Annotated in this window: 23 protein-coding genes and 2 riboswitches; of the genes, 12 read left to right on the top strand and 11 right to left on the bottom strand. The window is 35.3% G+C overall.

Features of this window, described 5'->3' with window-relative positions:
- Nucleotides 1-7: 7 nt before the first annotated feature.
- Nucleotides 8-814, bottom strand: a complete 807-nt coding sequence (locus MKY70_RS20885) for an HAD family hydrolase (RefSeq protein ID WP_341025648.1) — start codon at nucleotides 812-814, stop codon at nucleotides 8-10.
- 165 nt (nucleotides 815-979) lie between these two features.
- On the opposite strand from MKY70_RS20885, the gene glcT reads away from it, so the two are divergent.
- From glcT to ptsP, 4 genes are all read left to right on the top strand, one after another.
- Nucleotides 980-1,828 (top strand): glucose PTS transporter transcription antiterminator GlcT, encoded by an 849-nt coding sequence (gene glcT, locus MKY70_RS20880; RefSeq protein WP_088034394.1) that lies wholly within the window; start codon nucleotides 980-982, stop codon nucleotides 1,826-1,828.
- Between the two features lie 340 nt (nucleotides 1,829-2,168).
- On the top strand, nucleotides 2,169-4,232 hold the full coding sequence (gene ptsG, locus MKY70_RS20875; RefSeq protein WP_002014901.1) for a PTS glucose transporter subunit IIABC: 2,064 nt from the start codon (nucleotides 2,169-2,171) through the stop codon (nucleotides 4,230-4,232).
- Between the two features lie 135 nt (nucleotides 4,233-4,367).
- Complete coding sequence (gene ptsH / locus MKY70_RS20870; protein ID WP_002033915.1) at nucleotides 4,368-4,631, top strand: phosphocarrier protein HPr; 264 nt, start codon at nucleotides 4,368-4,370, stop codon at nucleotides 4,629-4,631.
- A complete protein-coding gene (gene ptsP / locus MKY70_RS20865) occupies nucleotides 4,631-6,343 on the top strand; it encodes a phosphoenolpyruvate--protein phosphotransferase (protein ID WP_107886389.1) in 1,713 nt (570 codons plus the stop codon). Before ptsH ends, ptsP begins: the two co-directional genes overlap by 1 nt.
- A gap of 96 nt (nucleotides 6,344-6,439) precedes the next feature.
- On the opposite strand, the gene MKY70_RS20860 is transcribed toward ptsP, so the two are convergent.
- From MKY70_RS20860 to MKY70_RS20850, 3 genes are all read right to left on the bottom strand, one after another.
- Nucleotides 6,440-6,820 carry a DUF3915 domain-containing protein gene (locus tag MKY70_RS20860; RefSeq protein WP_140152423.1) on the bottom strand — a complete coding sequence of 127 codons (381 nt, stop codon included), beginning with the start codon at nucleotides 6,818-6,820 and terminating at the stop codon, nucleotides 6,440-6,442.
- A gap of 196 nt (nucleotides 6,821-7,016) precedes the next feature.
- Nucleotides 7,017-7,235, bottom strand: coding sequence for a hypothetical protein (locus MKY70_RS20855; RefSeq protein WP_002088422.1), 219 nt, complete (start codon nucleotides 7,233-7,235; stop codon nucleotides 7,017-7,019).
- Nucleotides 7,236-7,471: 236 nt separating this feature from the next.
- Nucleotides 7,472-8,089, bottom strand: coding sequence for a nitroreductase family protein (locus MKY70_RS20850; RefSeq protein ID WP_002033918.1), 618 nt, complete (start codon nucleotides 8,087-8,089; stop codon nucleotides 7,472-7,474).
- Between the two features lie 310 nt (nucleotides 8,090-8,399).
- Here MKY70_RS20850 and MKY70_RS20845 point away from each other — a divergent pair, with 310 nt between their 5' ends.
- From MKY70_RS20845 to MKY70_RS20830, 4 genes are all read left to right on the top strand, one after another.
- Nucleotides 8,400-9,692 carry a GGDEF domain-containing protein gene (locus MKY70_RS20845; RefSeq protein WP_002033919.1) on the top strand — a complete coding sequence of 431 codons (1,293 nt, stop codon included), beginning with the start codon at nucleotides 8,400-8,402 and terminating at the stop codon, nucleotides 9,690-9,692.
- 149 nt (nucleotides 9,693-9,841) lie between these two features.
- Nucleotides 9,842-10,969 carry a serine hydrolase domain-containing protein gene (locus MKY70_RS20840; protein WP_061674461.1) on the top strand — a complete coding sequence of 376 codons (1,128 nt, stop codon included), beginning with the start codon at nucleotides 9,842-9,844 and terminating at the stop codon, nucleotides 10,967-10,969.
- Nucleotides 10,970-10,973: 4 nt separating this feature from the next.
- The gene (locus MKY70_RS20835) at nucleotides 10,974-11,852 is read left to right on the top strand and encodes an NAD(P)-dependent oxidoreductase (RefSeq protein ID WP_002033921.1); all 879 of its coding nucleotides are present in this window, start codon (nucleotides 10,974-10,976) and stop codon (nucleotides 11,850-11,852) included.
- A 5-nt stretch (nucleotides 11,853-11,857) separates the two neighbouring features.
- The gene (locus tag MKY70_RS20830) at nucleotides 11,858-12,190 is read left to right on the top strand and encodes a DUF3909 family protein (RefSeq protein ID WP_002014892.1); all 333 of its coding nucleotides are present in this window, start codon (nucleotides 11,858-11,860) and stop codon (nucleotides 12,188-12,190) included.
- A 111-nt stretch (nucleotides 12,191-12,301) separates the two neighbouring features.
- Here MKY70_RS20830 and MKY70_RS20825 read toward each other — a convergent pair whose 3' ends face one another.
- The 6 genes from MKY70_RS20825 to MKY70_RS20800 all read right to left on the bottom strand — a co-directional run bounded on the left by MKY70_RS20825 (nucleotide 12,302) and on the right by MKY70_RS20800 (nucleotide 17,346).
- Entirely contained in the window at nucleotides 12,302-12,577 is a 276-nt protein-coding gene (locus tag MKY70_RS20825; protein WP_002014891.1) for a hypothetical protein, read from the bottom strand.
- A gap of 330 nt (nucleotides 12,578-12,907) precedes the next feature.
- Entirely contained in the window at nucleotides 12,908-13,420 is a 513-nt protein-coding gene (locus tag MKY70_RS20820; protein WP_341025645.1) for a 1,2-dihydroxy-3-keto-5-methylthiopentene dioxygenase, read from the bottom strand.
- Nucleotides 13,398-14,036 (bottom strand): methylthioribulose 1-phosphate dehydratase, encoded by a 639-nt coding sequence (locus MKY70_RS20815; protein WP_012261637.1) that lies wholly within the window; start codon nucleotides 14,034-14,036, stop codon nucleotides 13,398-13,400. The genes MKY70_RS20820 and MKY70_RS20815 overlap by 23 nt, the downstream gene beginning before the upstream one ends.
- Nucleotides 14,033-14,692: a 2-hydroxy-3-keto-5-methylthiopentenyl-1-phosphate phosphatase gene (locus MKY70_RS20810; protein WP_002128925.1), complete on the bottom strand. Its 660-nt coding sequence runs from the start codon at nucleotides 14,690-14,692 to the stop codon at nucleotides 14,033-14,035. The genes MKY70_RS20815 and MKY70_RS20810 overlap by 4 nt, the downstream gene beginning before the upstream one ends.
- Nucleotides 14,689-15,933, bottom strand: a complete 1,245-nt coding sequence (gene mtnW, locus MKY70_RS20805) for a 2,3-diketo-5-methylthiopentyl-1-phosphate enolase (RefSeq protein ID WP_002143008.1) — start codon at nucleotides 15,931-15,933, stop codon at nucleotides 14,689-14,691. The genes MKY70_RS20810 and mtnW overlap by 4 nt, the downstream gene beginning before the upstream one ends.
- A gap of 64 nt (nucleotides 15,934-15,997) precedes the next feature.
- A riboswitch (SAM riboswitch) is annotated at nucleotides 15,998-16,103 on the bottom strand.
- 52 nt (nucleotides 16,104-16,155) lie between these two features.
- A complete protein-coding gene (locus MKY70_RS20800) occupies nucleotides 16,156-17,346 on the bottom strand; it encodes a pyridoxal phosphate-dependent aminotransferase (RefSeq protein ID WP_341025643.1) in 1,191 nt (396 codons plus the stop codon).
- Nucleotides 17,347-17,360: 14 nt separating this feature from the next.
- On the opposite strand from MKY70_RS20800, the gene MKY70_RS20795 reads away from it, so the two are divergent.
- From MKY70_RS20795 to MKY70_RS20780, 4 genes are all read left to right on the top strand, one after another.
- A complete protein-coding gene (locus MKY70_RS20795; RefSeq protein ID WP_113735428.1) occupies nucleotides 17,361-18,224 on the top strand; it encodes a carbon-nitrogen family hydrolase in 864 nt (287 codons plus the stop codon).
- Nucleotides 18,225-18,295: 71 nt separating this feature from the next.
- Nucleotides 18,296-18,436: riboswitch (SAM riboswitch) on the top strand.
- An 88-nt stretch (nucleotides 18,437-18,524) separates the two neighbouring features.
- The gene (gene mtnK / locus MKY70_RS20790) at nucleotides 18,525-19,703 is read left to right on the top strand and encodes an S-methyl-5-thioribose kinase (RefSeq protein WP_002131201.1); all 1,179 of its coding nucleotides are present in this window, start codon (nucleotides 18,525-18,527) and stop codon (nucleotides 19,701-19,703) included.
- Nucleotides 19,700-20,755, top strand: a complete 1,056-nt coding sequence (gene mtnA / locus MKY70_RS20785; RefSeq protein WP_088034408.1) for an S-methyl-5-thioribose-1-phosphate isomerase — start codon at nucleotides 19,700-19,702, stop codon at nucleotides 20,753-20,755. Before mtnK ends, mtnA begins: the two co-directional genes overlap by 4 nt.
- 290 nt (nucleotides 20,756-21,045) lie before the next feature.
- Nucleotides 21,046-21,183 (top strand): YvrJ family protein, encoded by a 138-nt coding sequence (locus MKY70_RS20780; protein ID WP_002066967.1) that lies wholly within the window; start codon nucleotides 21,046-21,048, stop codon nucleotides 21,181-21,183.
- Nucleotides 21,184-21,333: 150 nt separating this feature from the next.
- Here the strand turns inward: MKY70_RS20780 and MKY70_RS20775 are convergent, their stop codons facing one another.
- Nucleotides 21,334-22,110, bottom strand: coding sequence for a 3-hydroxybutyrate dehydrogenase (locus MKY70_RS20775; RefSeq protein WP_002190555.1), 777 nt, complete (start codon nucleotides 22,108-22,110; stop codon nucleotides 21,334-21,336).
- Nucleotides 22,111-22,265: the final 155 nt, after the last annotated feature.

Below are 22,265 nucleotides of genomic sequence, written 5' to 3'. Positions count from 1 at the left end.
CTCATCCTTATAAGGAGTGAGTCGTATTTTTATTATGAGCAATTACGTGGTTAACAGCATCTTTAACCGTATTTACTACATAGTGAGCGTGCTCTTTTACTGCGTCATCTGCTTGAGACATAGCAAAACTGTGAGGAGTTAAAGAGAACATTGGAATATCATTATAAGAATCCCCTATGCAAGCAATTTCCTCTGGTTGTATTTGAAATTCTTTTAATAAAATAGAAATAGCAGAACCTTTACTAATATTAGGTGGCATTACATCTAAACATTGTTCTGCTGAAATGAAGGTGCTAACTTTTCCGTGAAATTTTTCATCAATTTTGTTCTGAAGGAGTTGTAAGCTTTCCTTCGTTCCACCGATAGAAATTTTATTTGGAAAAATTGTATCATCAATTTTCTGTAATAGATTAGGTTCTTCAACAGAAGTCATCGTTACTTGTTGTTCAAGTTCATGAATAAACGGTGTTTTTTCTTCAATGTAGTAGTTATGTTCATCACTTACATAACGGAAATAAGGGTCTTCATTTGTCATAGCTAACAAATCTGGAAGAATGCTGGAATCGAAAGTTGCAGATAATAGCTGTTTATTTTCATGTGTATATACAAAAACACCATTTACACTAATGCGATGGAAATTTGTATTAACCGCTCTCATTAGGTCTGCAATTTCATTATCAAGTCTTCCAGAAGCAAAACAAAGAATTACATTTTGCTCAGCAAGACTGCGAAGTGCCGCAACATCCTGTTCATCAATCAGACCTCCATGCTGCATCATTGTACCGTCAATATCACTTACAAACATCTTAATCATGTTGCAATCTCCTTTCTATGTACAGTTGCCCTTACATTATACGCATCATATACAAACATGTCTAAAAAATGAATTTTTATTAAATGGTAGATGTTTTATATTGACGAAAAAGAAGAATGTTCTGTAACATAAAAGTAGGCTATTTAAGTACGAGGGTGGTGTTATATGAGTAATTATCTAGAAATTAAAAAAGTTTTAAATAATAATGTCATCATTGCTAGCCATCCTGAACACGAGGAAGTAGTAGTGATCGGTAAAGGAATCGGATTTGGGAAAAAGACTGAAGATGTGTTGGAGCAAGAACAAATTGAGAAAATGTTTGTTTTAAAAAATGAACGTGATCGAGAACAATACAAACTTTTAGTACCACATGTGAGTGAAAAGCTAATTGAATTGATGAATGATATTATGTTATATATTCAAGAAAAAGCGGAGTCTCCATTAAATGAACATATTCATATCGCTTTAACAGATCATATTTCTTTTGCAATTAAAAGGCTGAAACAAGGACTTACAATAGATAATCCTTTTTTAGTTGAAACGAAAATGCTATATCCAGAGGAATATAAAATTGCTGAAGGCGTTGTGCAACTTTTAAATTCTCGTTTGCAAATTACATTGCCAGAAGGGGAAGTTGGCTTTATCGCACTTCACATTTACAGCTCGCTTACAAACTCTGATTTATCTTCTGTTAATCAAAATTCTCGTCTTATTGCACAACTTGTGTCTTTAATTGAGACAAGCCTACAAATTACATTAGACCAAGAAAGCATTCATTATTTACGCCTTATTCGCCATTTACAATATGCTATTGAGCGGGTGAAAAAAGGAGAAAAAGTAGAAGAAGCACAGAGTTTTGCTGATTTATTAAAGTTGGAATATCCAGTTTGTTATAATTTGGCGTGGAAACTAGTCAAAGTAATGCAGAAAGAATTACAACTTCCTGTATATGAAGCGGAGAGTATTTATTTAACGATGCATTTACAACGATTAGTGAAAGTAGAACATGTGTAAAAAGACATATATTTTTGTCTAAAATGAAAACGTTAAAAAAAATGATTGAATCGCTTACAATAGTTATGTATAATAACTATTGCAAAGTTATACAAAATTCGACAAACACATTAAGGTAAATAACGAAAACGTTTGCTTTAATTATAGTGAACTTATACGTAATCCTATTTTTGACACGTGTTACTGATTCGATCAGGCATGAGTGGAGAAAAGTTGGGAATGTAAGCTAAAGAAAGGGACATACTACCCTTTGTATAGCTATCGTTCTATCTTTTTTTTCCTCATGCCTTTTTGGCGTTTGTCGAAAAGTATCAATATAGATAAGAGAGGAAGGGTTTCCATGTTTAAGAAGATCTTTGGTGTTCTTCAAAAAGTCGGAAAAGCGCTTATGCTTCCAGTAGCGATTTTACCGGCAGCAGGTATTTTACTTGGATTTGGTAATGCATTTCAAAATCCACAACTAACAAATGTTATCCCTGCTTTAAAAGCAGATTGGTTCGTAATGGTTGCAAAAATTATGGAACAATCTGGCGATATTATTTTCGCTAACCTTGCGCTATTATTCGCAGTTGGGGTAGCGATCGGTTTAGCTGGTGGAGACGGAGTAGCTGGTTTAGCAGCGTTCGTCGGATACTTAATTATGAACAAAACGATGAGTGTGTTCTTAGAAGTAGATAAACTAGTGAAAGTAACAAGCACTGGAACAGATCCAGTAAAAATTGGATTTTCAGATCCAGCATATGCAAACGTATTAGGAATTCCAACGCTGCAAACAGGAGTGTTTGGTGGTATTATCGTCGGGATAGTAGCGGCATATTGTTATAATAAATACTTCAACATTGAATTACCATCATACTTAGGTTTCTTTGCAGGTAAGCGTTTCGTACCAATCGCAACTGCAACATTCTCTTTAGTGGTAGGTATTATCATGTGCTTCATTTGGCCATACATTCAGGGTGGCTTAAATACGTTCTCACATCAAATGATTGATGCAAATAGAACGATAGCAGCATTTATATTCGGTTTAATCGAACGTTCATTAATTCCATTTGGATTACATCATATTTTCTATTCACCGTTCTGGTTCGAATTCGGTCAGTATACAAATGCAGCTGGCGAATTAATCCGTGGTGACCAAAAAATCTTTATGGCACAGTTAAAAGACGGCGTAGAATTAACAGCAGGTACATTTACAACTGGTAAGTATCCGTTCATGATGTTCGGTCTTCCAGCAGCAGCTTTAGCAATGTACCATGAAGCACGTCCGGAAAATAAAAAATTAGCAGCTGGTATTTTAGGATCTGCTGCATTAACATCTTTCTTAACAGGTATTACAGAACCACTTGAATTTTCATTCTTATTCGTAGCACCAGTATTATTCGGAATTCATGCAGTATTCGCTGGTCTATCATTTATGACAATGCAAATTTTAGGTGTTAAAATTGGTATGACATTCTCTGGTGGTTTAATTGACTTCATATTATTCGGTGTACTACCAGGTCGTACGGCATGGTGGTGGGTAATTATTGTTGGTCTTGTACTAGCAGTGATTTACTACTTCGGATTCCGTTTCGCAATCCGTAAATGGAACTTAAAAACACCTGGTCGTGAAGTAGCGAATGCTAATGAAGGCGCAGGGAAAACAGAAGCAGGAGAACTTCCACGTGAAGTATTAGTAGCACTTGGTGGTAAAGAAAACATTGCTTCGTTAGATGCTTGTATTACTCGTTTACGCGTTCAAGTTAACGAACAAAAAAATGTAAATAAAGACCGCTTAAAAGAGCTTGGAGCAGCCGGTGTACTTGAAGTTGGAAATAACATTCAAGCTATTTTCGGACCGAAATCTGACACATTAAAATCACAAATTCATGATATTATGTCAGGTCGTACACCTCATGTTGAAAAAGAAGCGCCTGTAAAAGTGGAAGAAGCTCCTCAACAGGTTGATGAAAATGAAACAATCGTTTCACCAATTGAAGGGAAAATCTTACCGATTACAGAAGTACCTGACCAAGTATTCTCAGGGAAAATGATGGGAGATGGATTTGCGATTGAGCCAACAGAAGGAACAGTAGTTTCTCCGGTTAATGGTGAGATTGTAAATGTATTCCCTACAAAACATGCGATTGGTATTCAGTCTGAAGGCGGAAAAGAAATTTTAATCCACTTCGGTATTGATACTGTAAAATTAAATGGTGAAGGCTTTGAAGCGCTTGTAGCACAAGGTGATAAAGTGAAGCAAGGACAACCATTATTAAAAGTAGATCTTGCATTTGTAAAAGAAAATGCACCATCTATTATTACACCAATCGTCTTTACGAATTTACAACAAGGGCAACAAGTCGAATTGAAAAAAGATGGAAATGTTAAGAAGGGCGAAAACGCTATTATTGACATTCAGTAGGAATTTGACGCAAAATGTTTATAATTATAATAGGCGATGTGGTTGACCGAACATCGCCTATTATATACAATAGATGATGTAGTACTCACGTCTATACAACTAAAAAAATACTGTATTTGAAGGAGATAAATTATCATGGAAAAAATCTTTAAAGTAACTAGCGACTCAGGAATTCATGCTCGTCCAGCAACTCTACTTGTAAACACTGCAAGCAAATTTGGTTCTGACATCAACTTAGAGTATAACGGAAAAAACGTTAACTTAAAATCAATCATGGGTGTTATGTCTTTAGGAATTCAACAAGGCGCGGAAATTAAGGTCACTGCAAATGGTGATGATGCAGCTCAAGCACTAGCAGCTATCGAAGAAACTATGAAAAACGAAGGATTAGGAGAATAATGACTCTTAACATTCAAGGGATCGCTGCATCAAGTGGGATTGCTATTGCAAAGGCTTTCAGACTTGAGAATCCTGAATTTAACATTGAAAAGAAATCAATTACAGACGAAGCTGCTGAAATTGCACGCTTAGACGCTGCGCTTGAGAAAGCAAAATCTGAACTAGAAGCTATTAAGGACCATGCTTTTGCTGAGCTAGGTGCTGATAAAGCTGCTATCTTTGAAGCACATTTATTAGTATTAAATGATCCAGAATTAGTAAATCCAGTAAAAGATAAAGTAAATGGCGAAAAAGTAAATGCTGAATTTGCAATGGATGAAGTTGCATCAATGTTTATTTCTATGTTTGAAAACATGGATAACGAATACATGAAAGAACGTGCTGCGGATATTCGCGACGTAACAAAACGTGTTCTTGCACATTTACTAGGAATTAACTTCTCAAACCCTGGTACAATTTCTGAAGAAGTAATCATCATTGCTGAAGATTTAACACCATCTGATACAGCTCAGTTAAACCGTAAGTATGCAAAAGGTTTCACAACTGATATCGGTGGACGTACATCTCACTCTGCAATTATGGCTCGTTCTATGGAAATTCCAGCTGTTGTTGGTACGAAAGTTGTTATGGAGAAAATCCAAAACGGCGATATCGTAATCATTGACGGTTTAGATGGAGAAGTAATTGTAAACCCATCTGAAGAAACTCTTCGTTCTTTTGAAGAAAAGAAAGCGAAATTTGAAGAGCAAAAAGTTGTATGGGCAAAATTAAAAGACCAAGCAACTGTAACAAGTGATGGACATCACGTTGAGCTTGTTGCTAATATCGGAACACCAAATGATGTACAAGGTATTATCGATAATGGCGGAGAAGGCGTTGGTTTATACCGTACAGAATTCTTATACATGGGCCGTGACAATCTTCCAACAGAAGAAGAGCAGTTCGAAGCGTATAAAGCAGTTCTTGAAGGTGTAAAAGAAGATCAACCAGTTGTTGTTCGTACACTTGACATCGGTGGAGATAAAGAACTTCCATACTTACATTTACCAAAAGAAATGAACCCATTCTTAGGATACCGTGCAATTCGCTTATGTCTTGATGAGCAAGATGTGTTCCGTACACAACTTCGTGCATTACTTCGTGCTAGCGTATACGGTAACTTAAAAATTATGTTCCCAATGATTGCAACTCTTGATGAGTTCCGTCAAGCGAAAGCAATCTTATTAGAAGAGAAAGAAAGACTTGTTCAAGCGGGTACAACTGTTTCTGATTCTATTGAAGTTGGTATGATGGTTGAAATTCCAGCTTCAGCAGTATTAGCTGATCAGTTCGCAAAAGAAGTTGATTTCTTCTCTATTGGAACAAATGACTTAATCCAATACACAATGGCTGCAGACCGTATGAACGAACAAGTAGCTTACTTATACCAACCATATAACCCATCTATTTTACGTCTTGTAAAAATGGTTATCGATGCTGCTCATAAAGAGGGCAAATGGGCTGGTATGTGTGGTGAGATGGCGGGAGATTCACTTGCTATCCCATTATTATTAGGATTAGGCTTAGATGAGTTCAGTATGAGTGCAACATCTATCCTTCCTGCAAGAACACAACTAAGCAAGTTGTCAAAAGCAGAAATGGAAACATTAGCAGAAAAAGCATTAACAATGTCAACTGCTGAAGAAGTTGTTGAATTAGTTAAAAGCATATAATAGTAAAAAAACCTGAGTCGATTTGAAATCGGTCTCAGGTTTTTTCTATGAGAAAAGTAAATCTTGTTTTCTTACTATAGAGGATAAGGAACAGAATTAGATAGCGATTGCAACGATATCAGTTGGGCATACACGTAAAATACCAGTAAAAGTATTACGATTTTGATTGTTCTTATCGTCTTTATTGTTATTGTTATCTTTGTTGTCTTTGTCATTACGAGCTAAAGCAGAGAAAAGAGCAACACCGTTAGCGAAACCTTCAAAAATTACATTATTGAATGTTCCGTTACCTCTAATGCTTAAAAGAGAAAGCTCTGTTCCAACTGAAATGCTAGCAAGTACGTTACATACAGCTGTTTGTTGTGGTTTTACCTCTCTCTCTTTCTCGCGATGGTCACGATGGTCGCGATGGTCACACTCTCTTTCACGATGATGACAGTCTCTAAAGTTATCACAGCATCCAAATGATCCAAACATAATCCTCATCACCCCCTTCACACTTATAATCTATGTAAGTTCGGTAGTTAGTGACTGGACAGATAATGGAAATTTTTCTAGGGTATTTTCTCATTTTAAATGACTAGATGGGTATTTAGTATGGAATGATGTTGAAAATAGGGGAAATGTCACAAAAAAATGTAAAGACCACCGAAATGAATGAAATAGGTAGCCTTTACACTTTTTTACTTTTATATAAAACGATGATATATACAGGAAGAGCTAAGAGTAGTGGTGCAATGGATCGTGCAGTATGTTTTTCTGCTTCTAATTGTAACGCTTCTTCTTTAGGGAATTGTAACACTGATATGTTTGCAGCATCGCCAATAAAATATAGCAGTAGTACAGTTACTATGTAACTCAAAAGTGCGATAAAGCTTCCGTATGAACTCAATGAAAATCCCTCTCTTGTTATCTATTTGTTATCATTGTATCACAATTGTAACAAATATACACGGTTATATTTCAATGCTTTAACAAATTTCGACACAAAACGCCATATTTGTTTATAGTGATAGCGTAAAAATTACAATTTCTCTATGTATAGATGTCGAATAATACATTGTAATATTACGGATGTGTGACAGAATATAAAAAAACGAAGGTAATGAAATTACCTTCGTTTTTTTATTATTTTGCCCATTCACTTACTTGTTCTACGCTCATGCGCGGTGCAGGGTGACCTTTTAAAGTTGATTCACCAATTGTAATAAGCATAATTGGTACGTAACGAGATGAAACATTGAATTCTTCCATTAATGCCTGTGGATTGAAGCCACCAATAGCGCAAGTATCCCAGCCAGTTGCTTTAGCAGCAAGCATAAGTTGCATTGCTGCTAAAGCAGCATTTGAAAAGGCAGCATCTCGTGGGTATTGCTCACGAGTATATGCAGATTCAATATTTTTAGCTAAGCGCTCTTTTGCGTCTGCTTTCATAAATCCTTGTTCTACAATTGGACCGTAAACAGGTTCAACATTTTTATATGCCTCTAAATCACCTAAAATAGCGACTACGGCAGAAGCATCAAGAATTTGTTGTTGGTTATAAGCAATTGGGTGTAATCGTTTTTGTACATCTTCGCCTTGGAAAACAAGGAATTTCCAGTGTTGCAAGTTCCAAGCAGAAGGTGCTTGCGCAGCTGCTTTTAAAATTTCATGTAACTCTGTAGATGAAATTTCTTTTTCAGGGTTGAATGCACGTGTAGATGTGCGTTCATATAAAACGTTAAAAAAGTCGTTGTTTGTCATTATATATCCTCCAAATTACATATCAACTTAATATAAAATAAATGTAATATACTCTACTTACATTTTGTAAGTTATTGAATTTAAGAATATAATACCTTTATTTTAATTGTCAAGTTTTAAATAGTAAGGCAGGGCATTCATACAAACGATACAATTCATATAATCATAAACTAAAAAAGGAATTTCCAGAGCAGATAAGCGAAGATAACATTCTCAATTAGCTTGTTAATATGAGTTCCTCACAATTCTTTATAAAATGATTGTGAGGAATTCAGTAAAACAAGATATATGAAGTGAGTGAAGACTAGTGATGAACATACTACATTTTTTATTAGAGAATACTGTTTTCCAAAATGTATTACAAGATCTTCAGTTGAATGTCCTTTATATAGAAGATGGATGTACACATCAACAAACGATAGAAAACGTCCATCCAAAATGTATGTTTATAGCAAATAGTTTTGAAGAAGGAGAAATATTGTTTCATAGAACTAGACCACATATTGTAATTATGTATGTAACAGATTTTGCTCAAATAAAATATATAAAGAATATATATAATTCACAGAGCACATTCATTATCATTTGGGATCAACAGATAGACAATCAGTTTGCAGATTTACTACTGTTAGGAATACGTAATATTGTTATAGCACCAGTAACCCCACAAGTAGTACTAGAGGAAGTGAATAAGAGTTTATATCAGCTTTCTTTAGTGCGACAAGTAAGTTTACAACAAGAATTGCTTCAAACGATGTTTGATTTTCAAAATGATTTATTATTTATAGTAGAAGATGATGAGATTGTTGATTGTAATACGAATTTTTTACAATTCTTCGGACATGATAATTTATTTACGTATCGTGAACAACATTTAGTGTTTGCAGAACATCTTATTAGAGAGAACGGATATTATTCGACGACTCACGATATAACATGGCTGGATGATACTTTATCAAATGGAAGAAGAATTAAAATGTACAATTATGAAGGAGAAGCATTTACTTTTCTATTACGTGCGACACCATTACCAGAAGACTTATCGCGATTTATAGTAAAATGCACAGAGATTACAGAATTAGATGAAATCTATCAAGAGCAAGAAAGATTGGCTATGATAGATTCATTGACAGAAATATATAATCGCTTGAAATTCCAACAAATATTGGAGACAGAGTGGGAGAATGTATTACGTAATGATGAAAAAGTTGCACTTATTTTGTTTGATATAGATAATTTTAAATCAGTAAATGACACATATGGTCATGATTTTGGCGATTTAGCATTAGTACAACTTGCAGATCTTATGAAATCTAAAGTTGAAGATCAACATGTATTTGCAAGATGGGGAGGAGAGGAATTTATAATATTAGTGACAAATACGGTAGAAAAAGAAGCGTTTCAAGTTGCGGAATCATTGCGATTTTTCATTGAAACAAAGCATTTCTCTGGAATTTCGAAATTAACAGCGAGTTTTGGAGTTGCGTTATATGAGCAAGGGATTACAAGAGAAGAGTTAATGCAAAGAGCGGATATTGCGTTATATGAAGCGAAAAAAAATGGGAAAAATCAAGTATGTATATATAGAAAAGAAAAAATGTGATTTTTCGCAACAAATTGTTGCGATTTTTTTTTATTACTTGATAATAGAATATGGGGGACCATTTTAACCGAGAAGCTCCCACTTCAAGTAAGCTCGCAAGAGAGACTAAGTGGTGGGTAGTTCACATGAAGTAATTACGGAGGAACAATATGATAAAAAAAATAATGGTTATGGCTTCACTGTCTGCTGTAGTTTGCGGCGGAGTATACTATTTTCTCTATCCCGATCCAAAGGAACAAGCAGTATTAACAACAAAGGTAACTCCTGCTATTGAGTCAGAGGTACAGGATAATATAGAAGAAGTACAAAAAATTGATTATGCTAGTATATCTCAAAAGTTAGATCAGTATTTAGTAGGAAAGCAATTTAATGGGACAGTTTTGGTGACAGATAAAGAGCATGTTATATTGAATAAAGGATATGGATATGCTGATGTTCAAAATAAAATAGAAAATACGCCTCAAACAAAATATCGTATCGGTTCTATTACGAAAACAGTTGTTGCTACATCCATTCTACAGTTACAAGAACAAGGGAAGTTAAATATCCAAGATAATGTAAATAAATACATTCCTTCATTTCCAGCAGATAAACACATCACGTTATATCACTTATTAACGCATACATCTGGTTTACCGGAAAGTGGGAAAGGGAAGGTTAATGTAGCTTCACGTATAAATTTAGTAACTTGGATTGGAAGTCAAAAATTAGAGTTTCCACCAGGAACAGGTTGGAAGTATACGGATTATAATTATATGGTGCTCGCTTATATTATAGAAAATATAACGAAAAAGCCTTTAGGAGACTATGTAAAAGAAAATATATTTACAAAGGCCGAGATGCATGAATCAGGTATGGGAAATATGGTGCCTGGAGATAAAAACTTCACGAAGGGGTATGTGAAGAAAGATCAAGAGCTTGTACTAGCACAAAAATTAGGGGTGGACTGGTTATATGGATCGGGTGAGATGTATACGACAGTAGGGGATATGAAAAAATTAGATGAAGCGATTATAAATGGAAAGCTTCTTTCAGAACAAAGTATACAAGCGATGTTTACACCTTCACAAGAAAGAAAATATGCATTTAGCTTTTACATATATCCAGATTATTTCCATAACCATGGTGTACTATCTGGTTGGAACACTTTCAATAATTTTAATAAAGAAAAAGGAACTTTTGTTATTTTATTTTCAAATGTGAAAAATAGTATGGATGATGATTTTAATAAAGAGTTCCGAAAGATGGTAAATGATTTATTAGAACAAAGGGGATGAGAAGATGGAAAATAAAAATTTATCAATAGGTTTCATTGGTATTGGTGTAATGGGAAAAAGTATGGTCAACCATTTAATGCAAAGTGGTTATAAAGTATATGTATATAATAGAACGAAGGAAAAAGCGGATTCTTTAGTGCAAGAGGGTGCGACTTGGTGTGATACACCGAAAGCGTTAGTAAAGCAAGTTGATGTTGTTATGACGATGGTTGGTTATCCTCATGATGTAGAAGAAGTGTACTTTGGGATTGATGGAATTTTAGAACATGCAAATGAAGGTACGATAGCAATTGACTTTACAACATCTACACCAACATTGGCAAAACGTATTAATGAAGTTGCGAAAAGCAAGAATATATATACATTAGATGCACCAGTATCTGGCGGGGACATTGGGGCTAAAGAAGCAAGACTAGCAATTATGGTCGGTGGAGAGAACAGAATATATGATATTTGCTTACCTCTATTTGAAAAACTAGGAACAAATATTCAGTTGCAAGGCCCTGCTGGGAGTGGACAACATACAAAAATGTGCAATCAAATAGCAATTGCTTCTAACATGATAGGAGTATGTGAAGCGGTAGCATATGCGAAAAAGGCTGGACTTAATGCAGATAAAGTATTAGAGAGTATTTCGACAGGAGCAGCAGGTAGCTGGTCATTAAGTAATTTAGCTCCTCGAATGTTAAAAGGAGATTTTGAACCTGGCTTTTATGTAAAGCATTTTATGAAAGATATGAAGATTGCTTTAGATGAAGCTGAAAAATTACAATTACCAGTACCGGGTTTAACCCTAGCGAAGGAATTGTATGAAGAGCTAATCGCAGATGGAAAAGAGAATAGCGGAACACAAGTATTATACAAAAAGTATATAAGGGGGTAAATGGAATGGATCTCCAAAAGTTTGACGAGATGATTGATGCTGTGCAGCGAGCAACTTGTGTACAGATTAATGATAAGCAAAAAGAAGCTTTTAAACAAAAATACGATTTTGGACCAGATTTTGAATATGGAAGAGATGAGAAAGGGCATTATGTTATCCGAAGCTCGAAAAAGATGTTAGAGGAAATGGAGTTTTATTTGGCATTGAAATATGATCGGGATGGAATTGTCCTTTATATGCATGCTGAGATTGAAGGGACATGTCATGTATCCGTTAGCTACAGTGAAGATGCACTTCATTTGCAAGAATTGTTTCAATTTCTAGAAGAAAATAAATAAAAAGTCCTCATTTGAGGACTTTTTATTTATTTAGGCAGGCATAATATTTAAGTTGGATAATTTATCCCGCTATTTGTGGGCAGTAAAACTCCCACTGATTAAAGTTTCACTTTATAGGCTGGAAGCGCGGCGGCATCGTTCAATTGGGAATGGAATAACTTGGGCAATGTGATTAGGGCCGAGCTGTTTTGCGCGAGCATGGCGTAGTATATAGAATGCGCACAGAATAGAAACAGGAATAGCACCATATAAACCGAAAAATAAAGCGCTTACACATGATGCAACAAAACCTAAAACACCAACTTCTAATTCTTCCATAATAGCTCCTAAAATGACAGGAATAGCTCCGCATGTAACTCCTAGTATAAGTGCGATAAGTAAACTCATGATTATCCCCCTCTGTTTGCAATATTCTTTTCCTTCTTATTAGTTGTAGTATATCATATGTAAAACAGAATTTTCAGAAAAATTTCAAAAAAAGTTCAATAAATGTTCAATAAATGTTCAAAAAAAATTCCGAAATATACTTGATAAAGTGGAATTGTGATTCGAGATATTTGATTTAAACAAACGAAAGGGAAAAATCATTTTAGTAAATAAAAAATCAAGCTTACTTCAATGTTATGAAATAAGCCTGTTCCATAGGAGGATGTATATATGTAGAGTGAATAAAAGGTTGGAAAAGGGGTTCCAAGTTCTTTTATTCAACTAGCTACCTTAATAAATTGGAACCCAACCTTCTATTGTAACAAAAATACGAATAGCTACAACTTGGCGATCATCTTGTAAGGTGAAATAGTGTCTTGCATTTTCAGGCACAGATATAAGATCACCAGGCTCGAGTTCAACGTCAAAGAATCGACCATCTTTTCCTTCAATAGCGAAGATGCCATGACCGCTGACAATAAAGCGAACTTCATCGTCAGTATGATGGTGTTCTTTTTGGAAATTAATTAATAACTCGTCAAGGTTAGGTGTGCTATTTGAAAGTGAAATCACATCATATGCTTTATAACCTCTGCGCTCTGAAACATCAGCAATTTCTTTTGAAAACAACGTTAATATTTCAGCTTTGTTTTCATCTGTTAAGGAGTAATTTTCTTTTAAATGAGTAGGAAGTTTAGAAATATTCCATTTCTCATATAAAACATCTTCTCCTTGTAGAAAGTTTGATACTTCTACTTCATTTTCAATACGAGTATTTTCCTCATGAATACGAATTTGCGCCATTAGAAACGCCTCCTTGAATTGATAATAATTTTATATGAAATTGGAATAAAAACTCATAAGCTTCTAATCTTTTTTTTGCATCAAAGCTATCACGGCCCCATACGGTAATGCCATGGTTTCGAATTAATACTGCTCCTGAATCTCCTTGTATATGCTTTCGGAATTTCTCTCCAAGCGTCGGGATATGAGCATCATTTTCGATAATAGGAATGTTAATCGTTGCACCTTCTTCCCAAATATCAAGAGCTTTAATAATCTCTTGATTTTGAAGGGTGACTGCATCACTATACAAATTTGTGATGACATTGTTATCAGTTGTATGAACATGAAGTACGCACCCGGCGTTCGTATTGTTATAAATATGTGTATGCAATATTGTTTCTGCCGAAGGGCGTAACTCAGTTTCTAAAACGGGAATTCCTTGATGATTTACTAATAAAAAATCATCTGGAGTGGTTTTTGTTTTATCTTTGCCACTTGCTGTAATAAGAAAAGTAAGGGGATCATGACTGACTTTTATAGAAATATTTCCACTCGTTGCTGGAAACCAATTCCGAGTTGTTAATTCTTTTTTAATCTCACTTAAGTCATACCATTGACGAAAAAGTTGTTTCATAATTTCACCTCCAACAAATGTTTTAGTTCAGCTAGAACATCGTGAAATGTTTCAAACGGTGTATAAGCAATACGATTTTCTTCACACTTTGTAATAAGGAAGTCACGGGCGAATACTTTATCTGCTTGTTTTGTTGCTTGTAAATCAGTAATAGAATCTCCAATCACAATATGAAAATCATCTTTAGAGCTTAGTTTACGAATTAATGATGATTTACAGAGACCACAACTATGCTGACATTGCTCGTCACAAGGGTGCGGCCATTTCACTTCAACAAATTCTCCTGAAAAGTCAGTTGCATTACAATAAATTTGTTCTTTAGGGATTATTTCTTGTAAGAGTGGATAGACGAAGAAATCCATTCCACCTGATATAACGTAAAAGGAAATGTTATTTTCATTAATGAATTGTATGAATTCATGAAAACCTGTACGGATTTCAGCAGTTTCTTGTAAAAACTGAATAATATCATCGTGTAGATTAATAGGTATTAATCGAAATAATTGAGAAACACCTTCTTGAATAGAAAGTTCTTGCGATAAAATTTTTTGCTTTATTTCCTCTGCTTCTGGTGGTGCGAATTTTTCCATAATGGACATGATATTATCGTTATTTGTAATCGTACCATCGAAATCACAAAATACTTGAATACTCATAATTTCACCTCATGAGAAGGATTTCCCCATATTTGTAGTGCGCTATGCAAATTTATTTCATCCACTTCATGGAGTGGTTTACCTTGTAAAGTAGCTTCAATTGCAGCACGGAAAGCTTTGCCACCACCTTGAGCTCCATTTGGATGCCCATGAATCCCACCGCCGGCATTAATAACAACATCCTTACCAAAATCTCGTAAAATAAAGGGAACGAAACCAGGATGAATTCCAGCAGATGGAACAGAAAAACTTTTCTTGAAATAGTGGTCTTCCTCAGTTAATGCTGCTGTAATGAGAAGAGCTTCCTCTTTTTCTAATGCAACGTTGCCGTATGGTGATGGGAATAAAGAGAAATCAGCACCAGCGTAACGTAGTAATTTTCCAAGTAGTAATGGAGAAGAGAAACCGTATAGTTTCGATGATGAATATGCGCCACTTACAGCAGGGTGTGCCATAATAGGAATTGGAATTTCATCGTCTTCTACAAGTGCTTGCAGTACATCTAATCCATAAGAAAATACATTAAATAAAAGAATGTCTGCTCCAGCTACCACCGCACGTTTCGCGTTTTCTTTTAAATCATAAGTTCGACCTGTTAAATTTACTGCGTATAAAGTTTTATGCCCGTAAGTTTCGTATACAGATTGTAAAACTTCTTTACCAGATTCAATTCTTTTTATAAGTGGTGTTAATGAGTTTTCGAATAAAATTTCATCATCTTTTACAATATCTACGCCTCCAATTGCCTGATCGCGTAGTTGAGTTTTTAAATATCCAATATTCCGTCCTATCATCCCTTTGAAAATACTCATTAGAAGAGGTCGATCTTGAACTTGTAAAAGGTTTCGGATGCCTTCAATTCCAAATTTTGGTCCAGGGAACTGTTTCTTTAATTCGTCTGAGAATGTTAAATCAATTAGTTTAATTTCTCCATCTAACGAAAGTTTTCCAAATGTTGTTGTCAAAATGGCTGGTAAGTCAGGGCTAAAGTTCAGCGATGGATAATGAATTTTAATGAGTCCACGTGATACTTTTTTGCCAAGGTAAGAGTTAATATGTTCTTGTTCGTCTAACGCTTCAATATGAATGACATTGCCTTTATGTTGTTTTAATTGTTCTTGTAATAAGTGTGGTAAATGAGTCCATGAACCAATTGTTAAACCGATTGCAATTTGTTCTGCTTTCTTTTCTAAGTTGTGAGAATCATCGTGGATTAAATATGTCGCTATAATTCCGCTCATTGTTATACCCTCCTAGTTAAATAAAAAAACCTCTCAGCTAAGGAGAGGTTTTTTTACAACCAGCTCCTTATCTGTCAGCGTAACGCTGCGAGAATTAGCACCGTGTCTACAATTGTAGATCGGTTGCCGGGTTTCGTCGGGCTCGTCCCTCCACCTGCTCTTGATAAGAAGTATTTAGAAATGTTTAAATTTTTAAGATAACTGAATTTTGTCAGATATTTTTTATGTTGTCAATGACTTTTTGAAAAAATTTAATTTATCAATTCGATTAATTGCTTCTCGTAATCTATCTTCTGTATGCAAGAGACCAACACGAACATACCCTTCGCCGTGCTCACCAAATCCAACACCAGGAGCAACTGCAACGTGTGCTTTTTCTAGTAAAATGTCAGAAAATTGCTCAGATGTATATCCTTTTGGAACAGGAAGCCATGCAAAGAATGATCCTGTTGGAATGTTTACTTTCCAACCAATTGAGTGACAAGCTGAAATAAGAGCATTTCTCCGAGATTCATAACTATTAACAAGATCGACCACACAAGACTGCGAGCCTAATAGTGCTTCGCGGGCAGCATCTTGAACTGCACCAAAAATACTAACATACATATGATCTTGCAATAGGTTAATAGTTTCGATGACACTTTCATTTCCTACTGCAAAAGCAATACGCCATCCAGCCATATTGAAAGTTTTCGATAAAGTGTAAATCTCAATACCTGTATCTTTAGCGCCGTCTGCTTGCAAGAAACTAACAGGCTTTTGACCATCGAATCCGATAGCACCGTAAGCAAAATCATGAACAACTAATATATTATGTTTATTAGCAAAATGAATGGTTGCATCAAAAAAATCTTTTGATGCAGTAGCACCGGTAGGGTTATTTGGATAGTTTAAAAACATTAACTTTGCTCGCTCCGCAACAGAGTCATCAATTTTTGTATAATCCGGTAAAAAATTATTTCCTGCAATAAGCGGCATTGTTTCAAATTGTGCTTTTGCTAAAGCAACTCCTGATAAATAATCTGGATAGCCTGGATCTGGAACGAGAATAGTATCACCAGGGTTTGTAAAACAAACTGGTAATTCTACTAATCCAGCCTTTCCACCAAACAAAATAGCAACTTCAGTTTTTGGATTTACTACTACATCATATTCACGTTGATAGAATGTTGCCACGGCTTCTTTTAAGCTTTCGTGTCCGCGAAATGGCGGATATTTATGATGAATGGTCTTTTCAGCAGCATCTTGTAAAGCTTTAACGATATGCTGCGGTGTTGGTTGATCTGGATTACCTTGACCTAGATTAATAACATCGTGACCAGCTGCAACGACTTTGTTAACTTTTGCAACAAGTGAAGCGAAAAATTGTGTTGGCAATGATGTTACTATCTCAGAAGGTTGAAATAATTTCATACTTTCCACCTCTTTTGAAAGTTGTTACAATTCTAGTGACAAATGATATAATCTTTCCAGTATTTTGTAAAGAAAAAAATGAGAATGGGGCTGAAAAAATGAAAGTCGCATGTATTCAAATGGATATTGTCTTTGGAGATGTAGAAAAAAATATTGAGAACGCTAAAAAAAAAATAAGTGAAGCGATGAAAGAAAGACCAGATGTTATCGTCTTACCAGAACTATGGACAACAGGATATGATTTAACGAGACTTTCTAAAATTGCAGATACGGATGGATTAGAAACGAAAGAAAAGTTGAAAGAATGGTCGAAGCAATATGGTGTACATATTGTTGGTGGTTCCATAGCAAAGCAAACAGAGCAAGGGGTTACAAATACAATGTATGTTGTAAACAATGAAGGGAATCTAGTCAATGAATATAGTAAAGTACATTTATTTCAGCTGATGGATGAACATAAATATTTAGTTGCTGGTAATGAGACAGGTGAATTTAAGTTAGATGATGTAGAGTGTGCTGGTACAATTTGTTATGATATTCGTTTTCCAGAGTGGATGCGCGTTCATACTGCTAAAGGTGCAAAAGTTTTATTTGTTGTAGCAGAATGGCCATTAGTACGTTTAGCACATTGGCGTTTGCTTTTACAGGCGAGAGCAGTTGAAAATCAGTGTTATGTTGTTGCGTGCAATAGAGCAGGAAAGGATCCGAATAATGAGTTTGCAGGTCATTCTCTAATTGTGGATCCTTGGGGTGAAGTTGTGGTAGAGGCAAATGAAGAGGAATCAATTTTATTTGGAGAACTTAAATTCGAGAAAATTAAAGAGGTACGTAAAGGAATTCCAGTTTTTGCAGATCGTCGTCCAGAATTATACAAATAAAATGTTGACAAGTGATTTTTATTCTTGGTATAGTCTTCATCATAAAGTTAAAAATTCTAAAAATTATAAAACTCTTATCAAGAGCAGGTGGAGGGATTTGGCCCGATGAAGCCCAGCAACCGACCGTAATACCATTGTGAAATGGGGCGTTTATGACGCCAAAAGGCACGGTGCTAATTCCAGCAGAAAGTAAACTTTCTGGCAGATAAGAGGGGAGAAGATAAACTTCAAACCTCTTTCTTTGTGGAAAGGGGTTTTTCTATTTTAGAAAAACCTCTGAATGAAAAGGAGGAGAAGACGATGGGATATTATTCATTAACTGAAACAACAGCTATACAATATGCGAAAGAACACGGTTATTTTGAAAAGAAAGCAAATGTAGTTTGTCATGAAATTGGAGATGGAAATTTAAATTACGTGTTCAAATTAGATGATGGAGAGAAGTCTATTATAATAAAACAAGCACTGCCATATGCGAAAGTAGTTGGTGAGAGCTGGCCACTGTCTATAAAAAGAGCGACGATTGAAAGTAAAGCATTACAAATTTTTGCGAAGTATGTGCCAGATTATGTTCCGGTAGTGTACAGTCATGATGAAGAGTTAGCAGTTACAGTAATAGAAGACTTATCAAGACTAACAATTACAAGAAAAGGATTAATAGATGGAGAAGGATATCCACTTTTATCCCAGCATATCGGTCGTTTTCTAGCACATGTTTTGTTTTATACTTCAGATTTCGGTTTACAGTCAGAAGAGAAAAGGGTACTAGAAGGTACATTTGTAAATCCAGACCTTAGTAAAATTACAGAAGATTTAGTTTTTACGGATCCATTTGGACATTATGATACGAATGATTATGAGTCAGATTTACAGTCAGTGATTGATGAACTTTGGAGTGACAAAACTTTAAAACTAAAAGTAGCACAATATAAATATAAGTTTTTAACGAGAAAAGAAGCGCTTATTCATGGTGATTTACATACTGGTAGTATTTTTTCATCACCTTCTGAAACGAAAGTGATCGATCCAGAATTTGCAACGTACGGTCCATTTGGATTTGATATCGGTCAATTTATTGCAAATCTATTATTAAATGCTTTATCTAGAGAAGAAGAAAAGAGAAGTGTACTATTTTTCCATATAGAAAAGACATGGAGTTATTTTGTAGAAAACTTTACGAAGTTATGGATTGGAGAAGGTGTAGAAGCATATACGAAAGAAAAACAATGGTTACCAATTATTTTGCAAAATATCTTTACTGATGCCGTCGGATTTGCCGGATGTGAACTGATTCGTAGAACAATTGGCTTAGCTCATGTAGCGGATTTAGATGGGATAGCAAATAAAGAAAATAGAATTCAAGCTAAAAAACAAGCGTTATCCTTAGGTAGAGAACTAATAAAATATGAAGCCAAGGGTGCTGATATTCAACTGTTTCGAACATTATTTCAACAGACAGTTGGAGGCGTAAAAGCATGAGTACAATTATTACTATTCCGAGATCTGTAAGTTGGAAAGGCGATGCAATTGCAGTATTAAATCAAACAAAGTTGCCGCATGTCACTGAATACAAAACATTAACGAATATTGAAGATGTATGGAAAAGTATCATTATGTTAGAAGTACGAGGAGCGCCTGCAATTGGAATTGTAGCTGCGTTTGGTTTGGCGCTTGCGGCAAAGAAATACGATACTATAAATATCTATGAGTTTCAGAAGAAGTTTAATAGAGATTGTAACTATTTAGGAACATCACGCCCGACAGCAGTCAATTTATTTTGGGCAATCAATCGTATGAGAGAATCTATTCGAGAGATTACTACAATAAAAGAAGCTCAAAAAATATTAGAAGAAGAAGCGCTTCATATTCAGCAAGAGGATGAAATGGTGTGCCGAAGTATTGGAGAACATGCTTTAACATGTTTTAAAGACGGTGATAAAATTTTAACAATTTGTAACGCTGGAAGTATTGCAACTGCTAGATATGGAACAGCATTAGCCCCATTTTATATTGGGAAAGAGAAGGGTGTGCGTTTACATGCGTATGCGTGTGAAACGAGGCCGGTTTTACAAGGTGGTCGTTTAACGACATGGGAATTGAAACAAGCAGACATTGATGTAACGCTTATTACGGATAATACTGCAGCACATGCAATTCGAACGAAAGAAATTAATGCGATTATCGTAGGGGCAGATCGAATCGTTGAAAACGGTGATACTGCTAATAAAATAGGAACATTAAATTTAGCTATATTAGCAAATTATTTCGGTATCCCATTTTACGTTGCAGCACCGTTATCTACATTTGATACTACGAAACAAACAGGTGCTGAAATTGTCATTGAAGAAAGAGATGAAACAGAAGTTACGAAAATTTTTGGGAAACAAGTGGCGCCACTTGGAACGCCTGTATTTAACCCTGCATTTGATGTAACACCGCATGAATTAATTACGGGGATTATTACTGAGAAAGGTATTTTACGTGGAGATTATAAGCAAGAAATTACATCATTATTTGAAAAAATAAGCTAACTGCTCAGTCGCTATATAAAAAAACGGTAGAAAAGCATGTTTTTAAATGGTCGAGAGGGACTGGCTATGTATAGGAGCGGTAAGTGCCTGTTCCTACCACGCGCAACGTTTTAAAACAAAGAAAGGTAGCAAGGTGTAGGACCATTTGTATCTTCATGGTAGCAATCTATATGCTGAAAAATGAAATGTATGGCTGAGTAGTTAAAAAACAAGCTAATAAAAAATAGCTTGTTTTTTATGCCTTAAGTCTTCGTTTCCTCTTATTTATGTAATGAAGGGAGGAGAGAAAGATGGAAGAGTGGATCGGGATGATAGGTAATGTGGGCTTTCCAATTGTTGTAACATTATATTTACTCCATCGGATTGAAAATAAATTAGACGGAGTGATTGTTGCAATTGAGAAACTCCCTAAACAATTACTAAAGTAGAAAGATCCTCGCGATAGAAAGTAAAATAAAGTTTGCTCGCGAAGAGCAAACTTTATTTTTTATCCCGCATTAACTGCCCGTAAAAGCCCGATTGGTGAAGGCTAATAATTAGTGGGGATGAACAAAACCCCCACTGATTAAAGTTTCACTTTATTGAGCCGTATAACCACCATCGATAACGACGGCTTGACCAGTTATACCTTTTGCTTTTTCACTCGCTAAAAACATAGCATAATCAGCAATTTCTTGTACTTGTAGCAAACGTTTCTGTGGTACAAGAGGATAAATGACATCTTCTAAAACATTTTCAAGTGGTACATTTCGCGTAGTTGCTAAGTCTTGTAGTTGATTTCGTACAAGAGGGGTATCAACATATCCGGGACAAAGAGCATTTACAGTAATTCCATGAGTTGCTCCCTCTAAAGCAGCAACTTTTGTTAATCCAATTACACCATGTTTCGCACTATTATAGGCAGCTTTTCCAGCGAATCCAACAAGTCCGTTAATCGAAGCAACATTAATAATACGACCATATTTTTGCTTTTTCATAATCGGAAAGGCATGTTTGATGGCGATAAATGGAGCGATTTGCATAATTTTAATAAGAAGCTCGAATTTATCAGTTGGAAAATCTTCAATCGGTGAAACATGTTGCATTCCTGCGTTGTTAATTAATACATCTAATGAGCCGAAGTGAGTAACTGTTTGAGAAATTGCTGCTGTAATTTCTTCTTCAGATGTAACGTCACATTTTAAACCAATGGCTTGATAGCCTTCTTTTTGCAATTGTTCAGCAGCTTCTTTCGCACGTTCTTCAAGACGATCACTAATCACAACTTTAGCACCCTCTTTGGCAAAAGCACTTCCCATTTCATAACCAATACCGCTCGCAGCACCTGTTAAAAAGACAACTCGATTTGTAACCATGATGAAAAACACTCCTTCATAATAAAAGTTCTCTTATTGCTCTATTTAGAGAGGTGATAATAAAATCCCTGCAAACATTTGGAAAAATATTGCTAGCTATCTTGTTTTGCAAAGTAGCGTTTGCTATACTATTTTGTAAAGCAAGATACTTACGC

The organism is Bacillus sp. FSL R9-9492, assembly GCF_038007365.1.
Lineage (GTDB): Bacteria > Bacillota > Bacilli > Bacillales > Bacillaceae_G > Bacillus_A > Bacillus_A mycoides.
The sequence above is the reverse complement of the archived record's forward strand: the minus strand, read 5'-3'. Positions and strand labels throughout refer to the sequence as shown.

Coding starts and splice junctions, on each gene's coding strand:
- MKY70_RS20815 (WP_012261637.1), bottom strand. CDS start 14,036: ATGAAACAACTTTTTCGTCAATGGTATGACTTAAGTGAGATTAAAAAA.
- MKY70_RS20885 (WP_341025648.1), bottom strand. CDS start 814: ATGATTAAGATGTTTGTAAGTGATATTGACGGTACAATGATGCAGCAT.
- MKY70_RS20780 (WP_002066967.1), top strand. CDS start 21,046: ATGGAAGAGTGGATCGGGATGATAGGTAATGTGGGCTTTCCAATTGTT.
- ptsG (WP_002014901.1), top strand. CDS start 2,169: ATGTTTAAGAAGATCTTTGGTGTTCTTCAAAAAGTCGGAAAAGCGCTT.
- ptsP (WP_107886389.1), top strand. CDS start 4,631: ATGACTCTTAACATTCAAGGGATCGCTGCATCAAGTGGGATTGCTATT.
- MKY70_RS20825 (WP_002014891.1), bottom strand. CDS start 12,577: ATGAGTTTACTTATCGCACTTATACTAGGAGTTACATGCGGAGCTATT.
- MKY70_RS20845 (WP_002033919.1), top strand. CDS start 8,400: ATGAACATACTACATTTTTTATTAGAGAATACTGTTTTCCAAAATGTA.
- glcT (WP_088034394.1), top strand. CDS start 980: ATGAGTAATTATCTAGAAATTAAAAAAGTTTTAAATAATAATGTCATC.
- ptsH (WP_002033915.1), top strand. CDS start 4,368: ATGGAAAAAATCTTTAAAGTAACTAGCGACTCAGGAATTCATGCTCGT.
- MKY70_RS20775 (WP_002190555.1), bottom strand. CDS start 22,110: ATGGTTACAAATCGAGTTGTCTTTTTAACAGGTGCTGCGAGCGGTATT.
- MKY70_RS20830 (WP_002014892.1), top strand. CDS start 11,858: ATGGATCTCCAAAAGTTTGACGAGATGATTGATGCTGTGCAGCGAGCA.
- MKY70_RS20840 (WP_061674461.1), top strand. CDS start 9,842: ATGATAAAAAAAATAATGGTTATGGCTTCACTGTCTGCTGTAGTTTGC.
- MKY70_RS20800 (WP_341025643.1), bottom strand. CDS start 17,346: ATGAAATTATTTCAACCTTCTGAGATAGTAACATCATTGCCAACACAA.
- MKY70_RS20850 (WP_002033918.1), bottom strand. CDS start 8,089: ATGACAAACAACGACTTTTTTAACGTTTTATATGAACGCACATCTACA.
- MKY70_RS20810 (WP_002128925.1), bottom strand. CDS start 14,692: ATGAGTATTCAAGTATTTTGTGATTTCGATGGTACGATTACAAATAAC.
- mtnA (WP_088034408.1), top strand. CDS start 19,700: ATGAGTACAATTATTACTATTCCGAGATCTGTAAGTTGGAAAGGCGAT.
- mtnK (WP_002131201.1), top strand. CDS start 18,525: ATGGGATATTATTCATTAACTGAAACAACAGCTATACAATATGCGAAA.
- mtnW (WP_002143008.1), bottom strand. CDS start 15,933: ATGAGCGGAATTATAGCGACATATTTAATCCACGATGATTCTCACAAC.
- MKY70_RS20860 (WP_140152423.1), bottom strand. CDS start 6,820: ATGTTTGGATCATTTGGATGCTGTGATAACTTTAGAGACTGTCATCAT.
- MKY70_RS20820 (WP_341025645.1), bottom strand. CDS start 13,420: ATGGCGCAAATTCGTATTCATGAGGAAAATACTCGTATTGAAAATGAA.
- MKY70_RS20835 (WP_002033921.1), top strand. CDS start 10,974: ATGGAAAATAAAAATTTATCAATAGGTTTCATTGGTATTGGTGTAATG.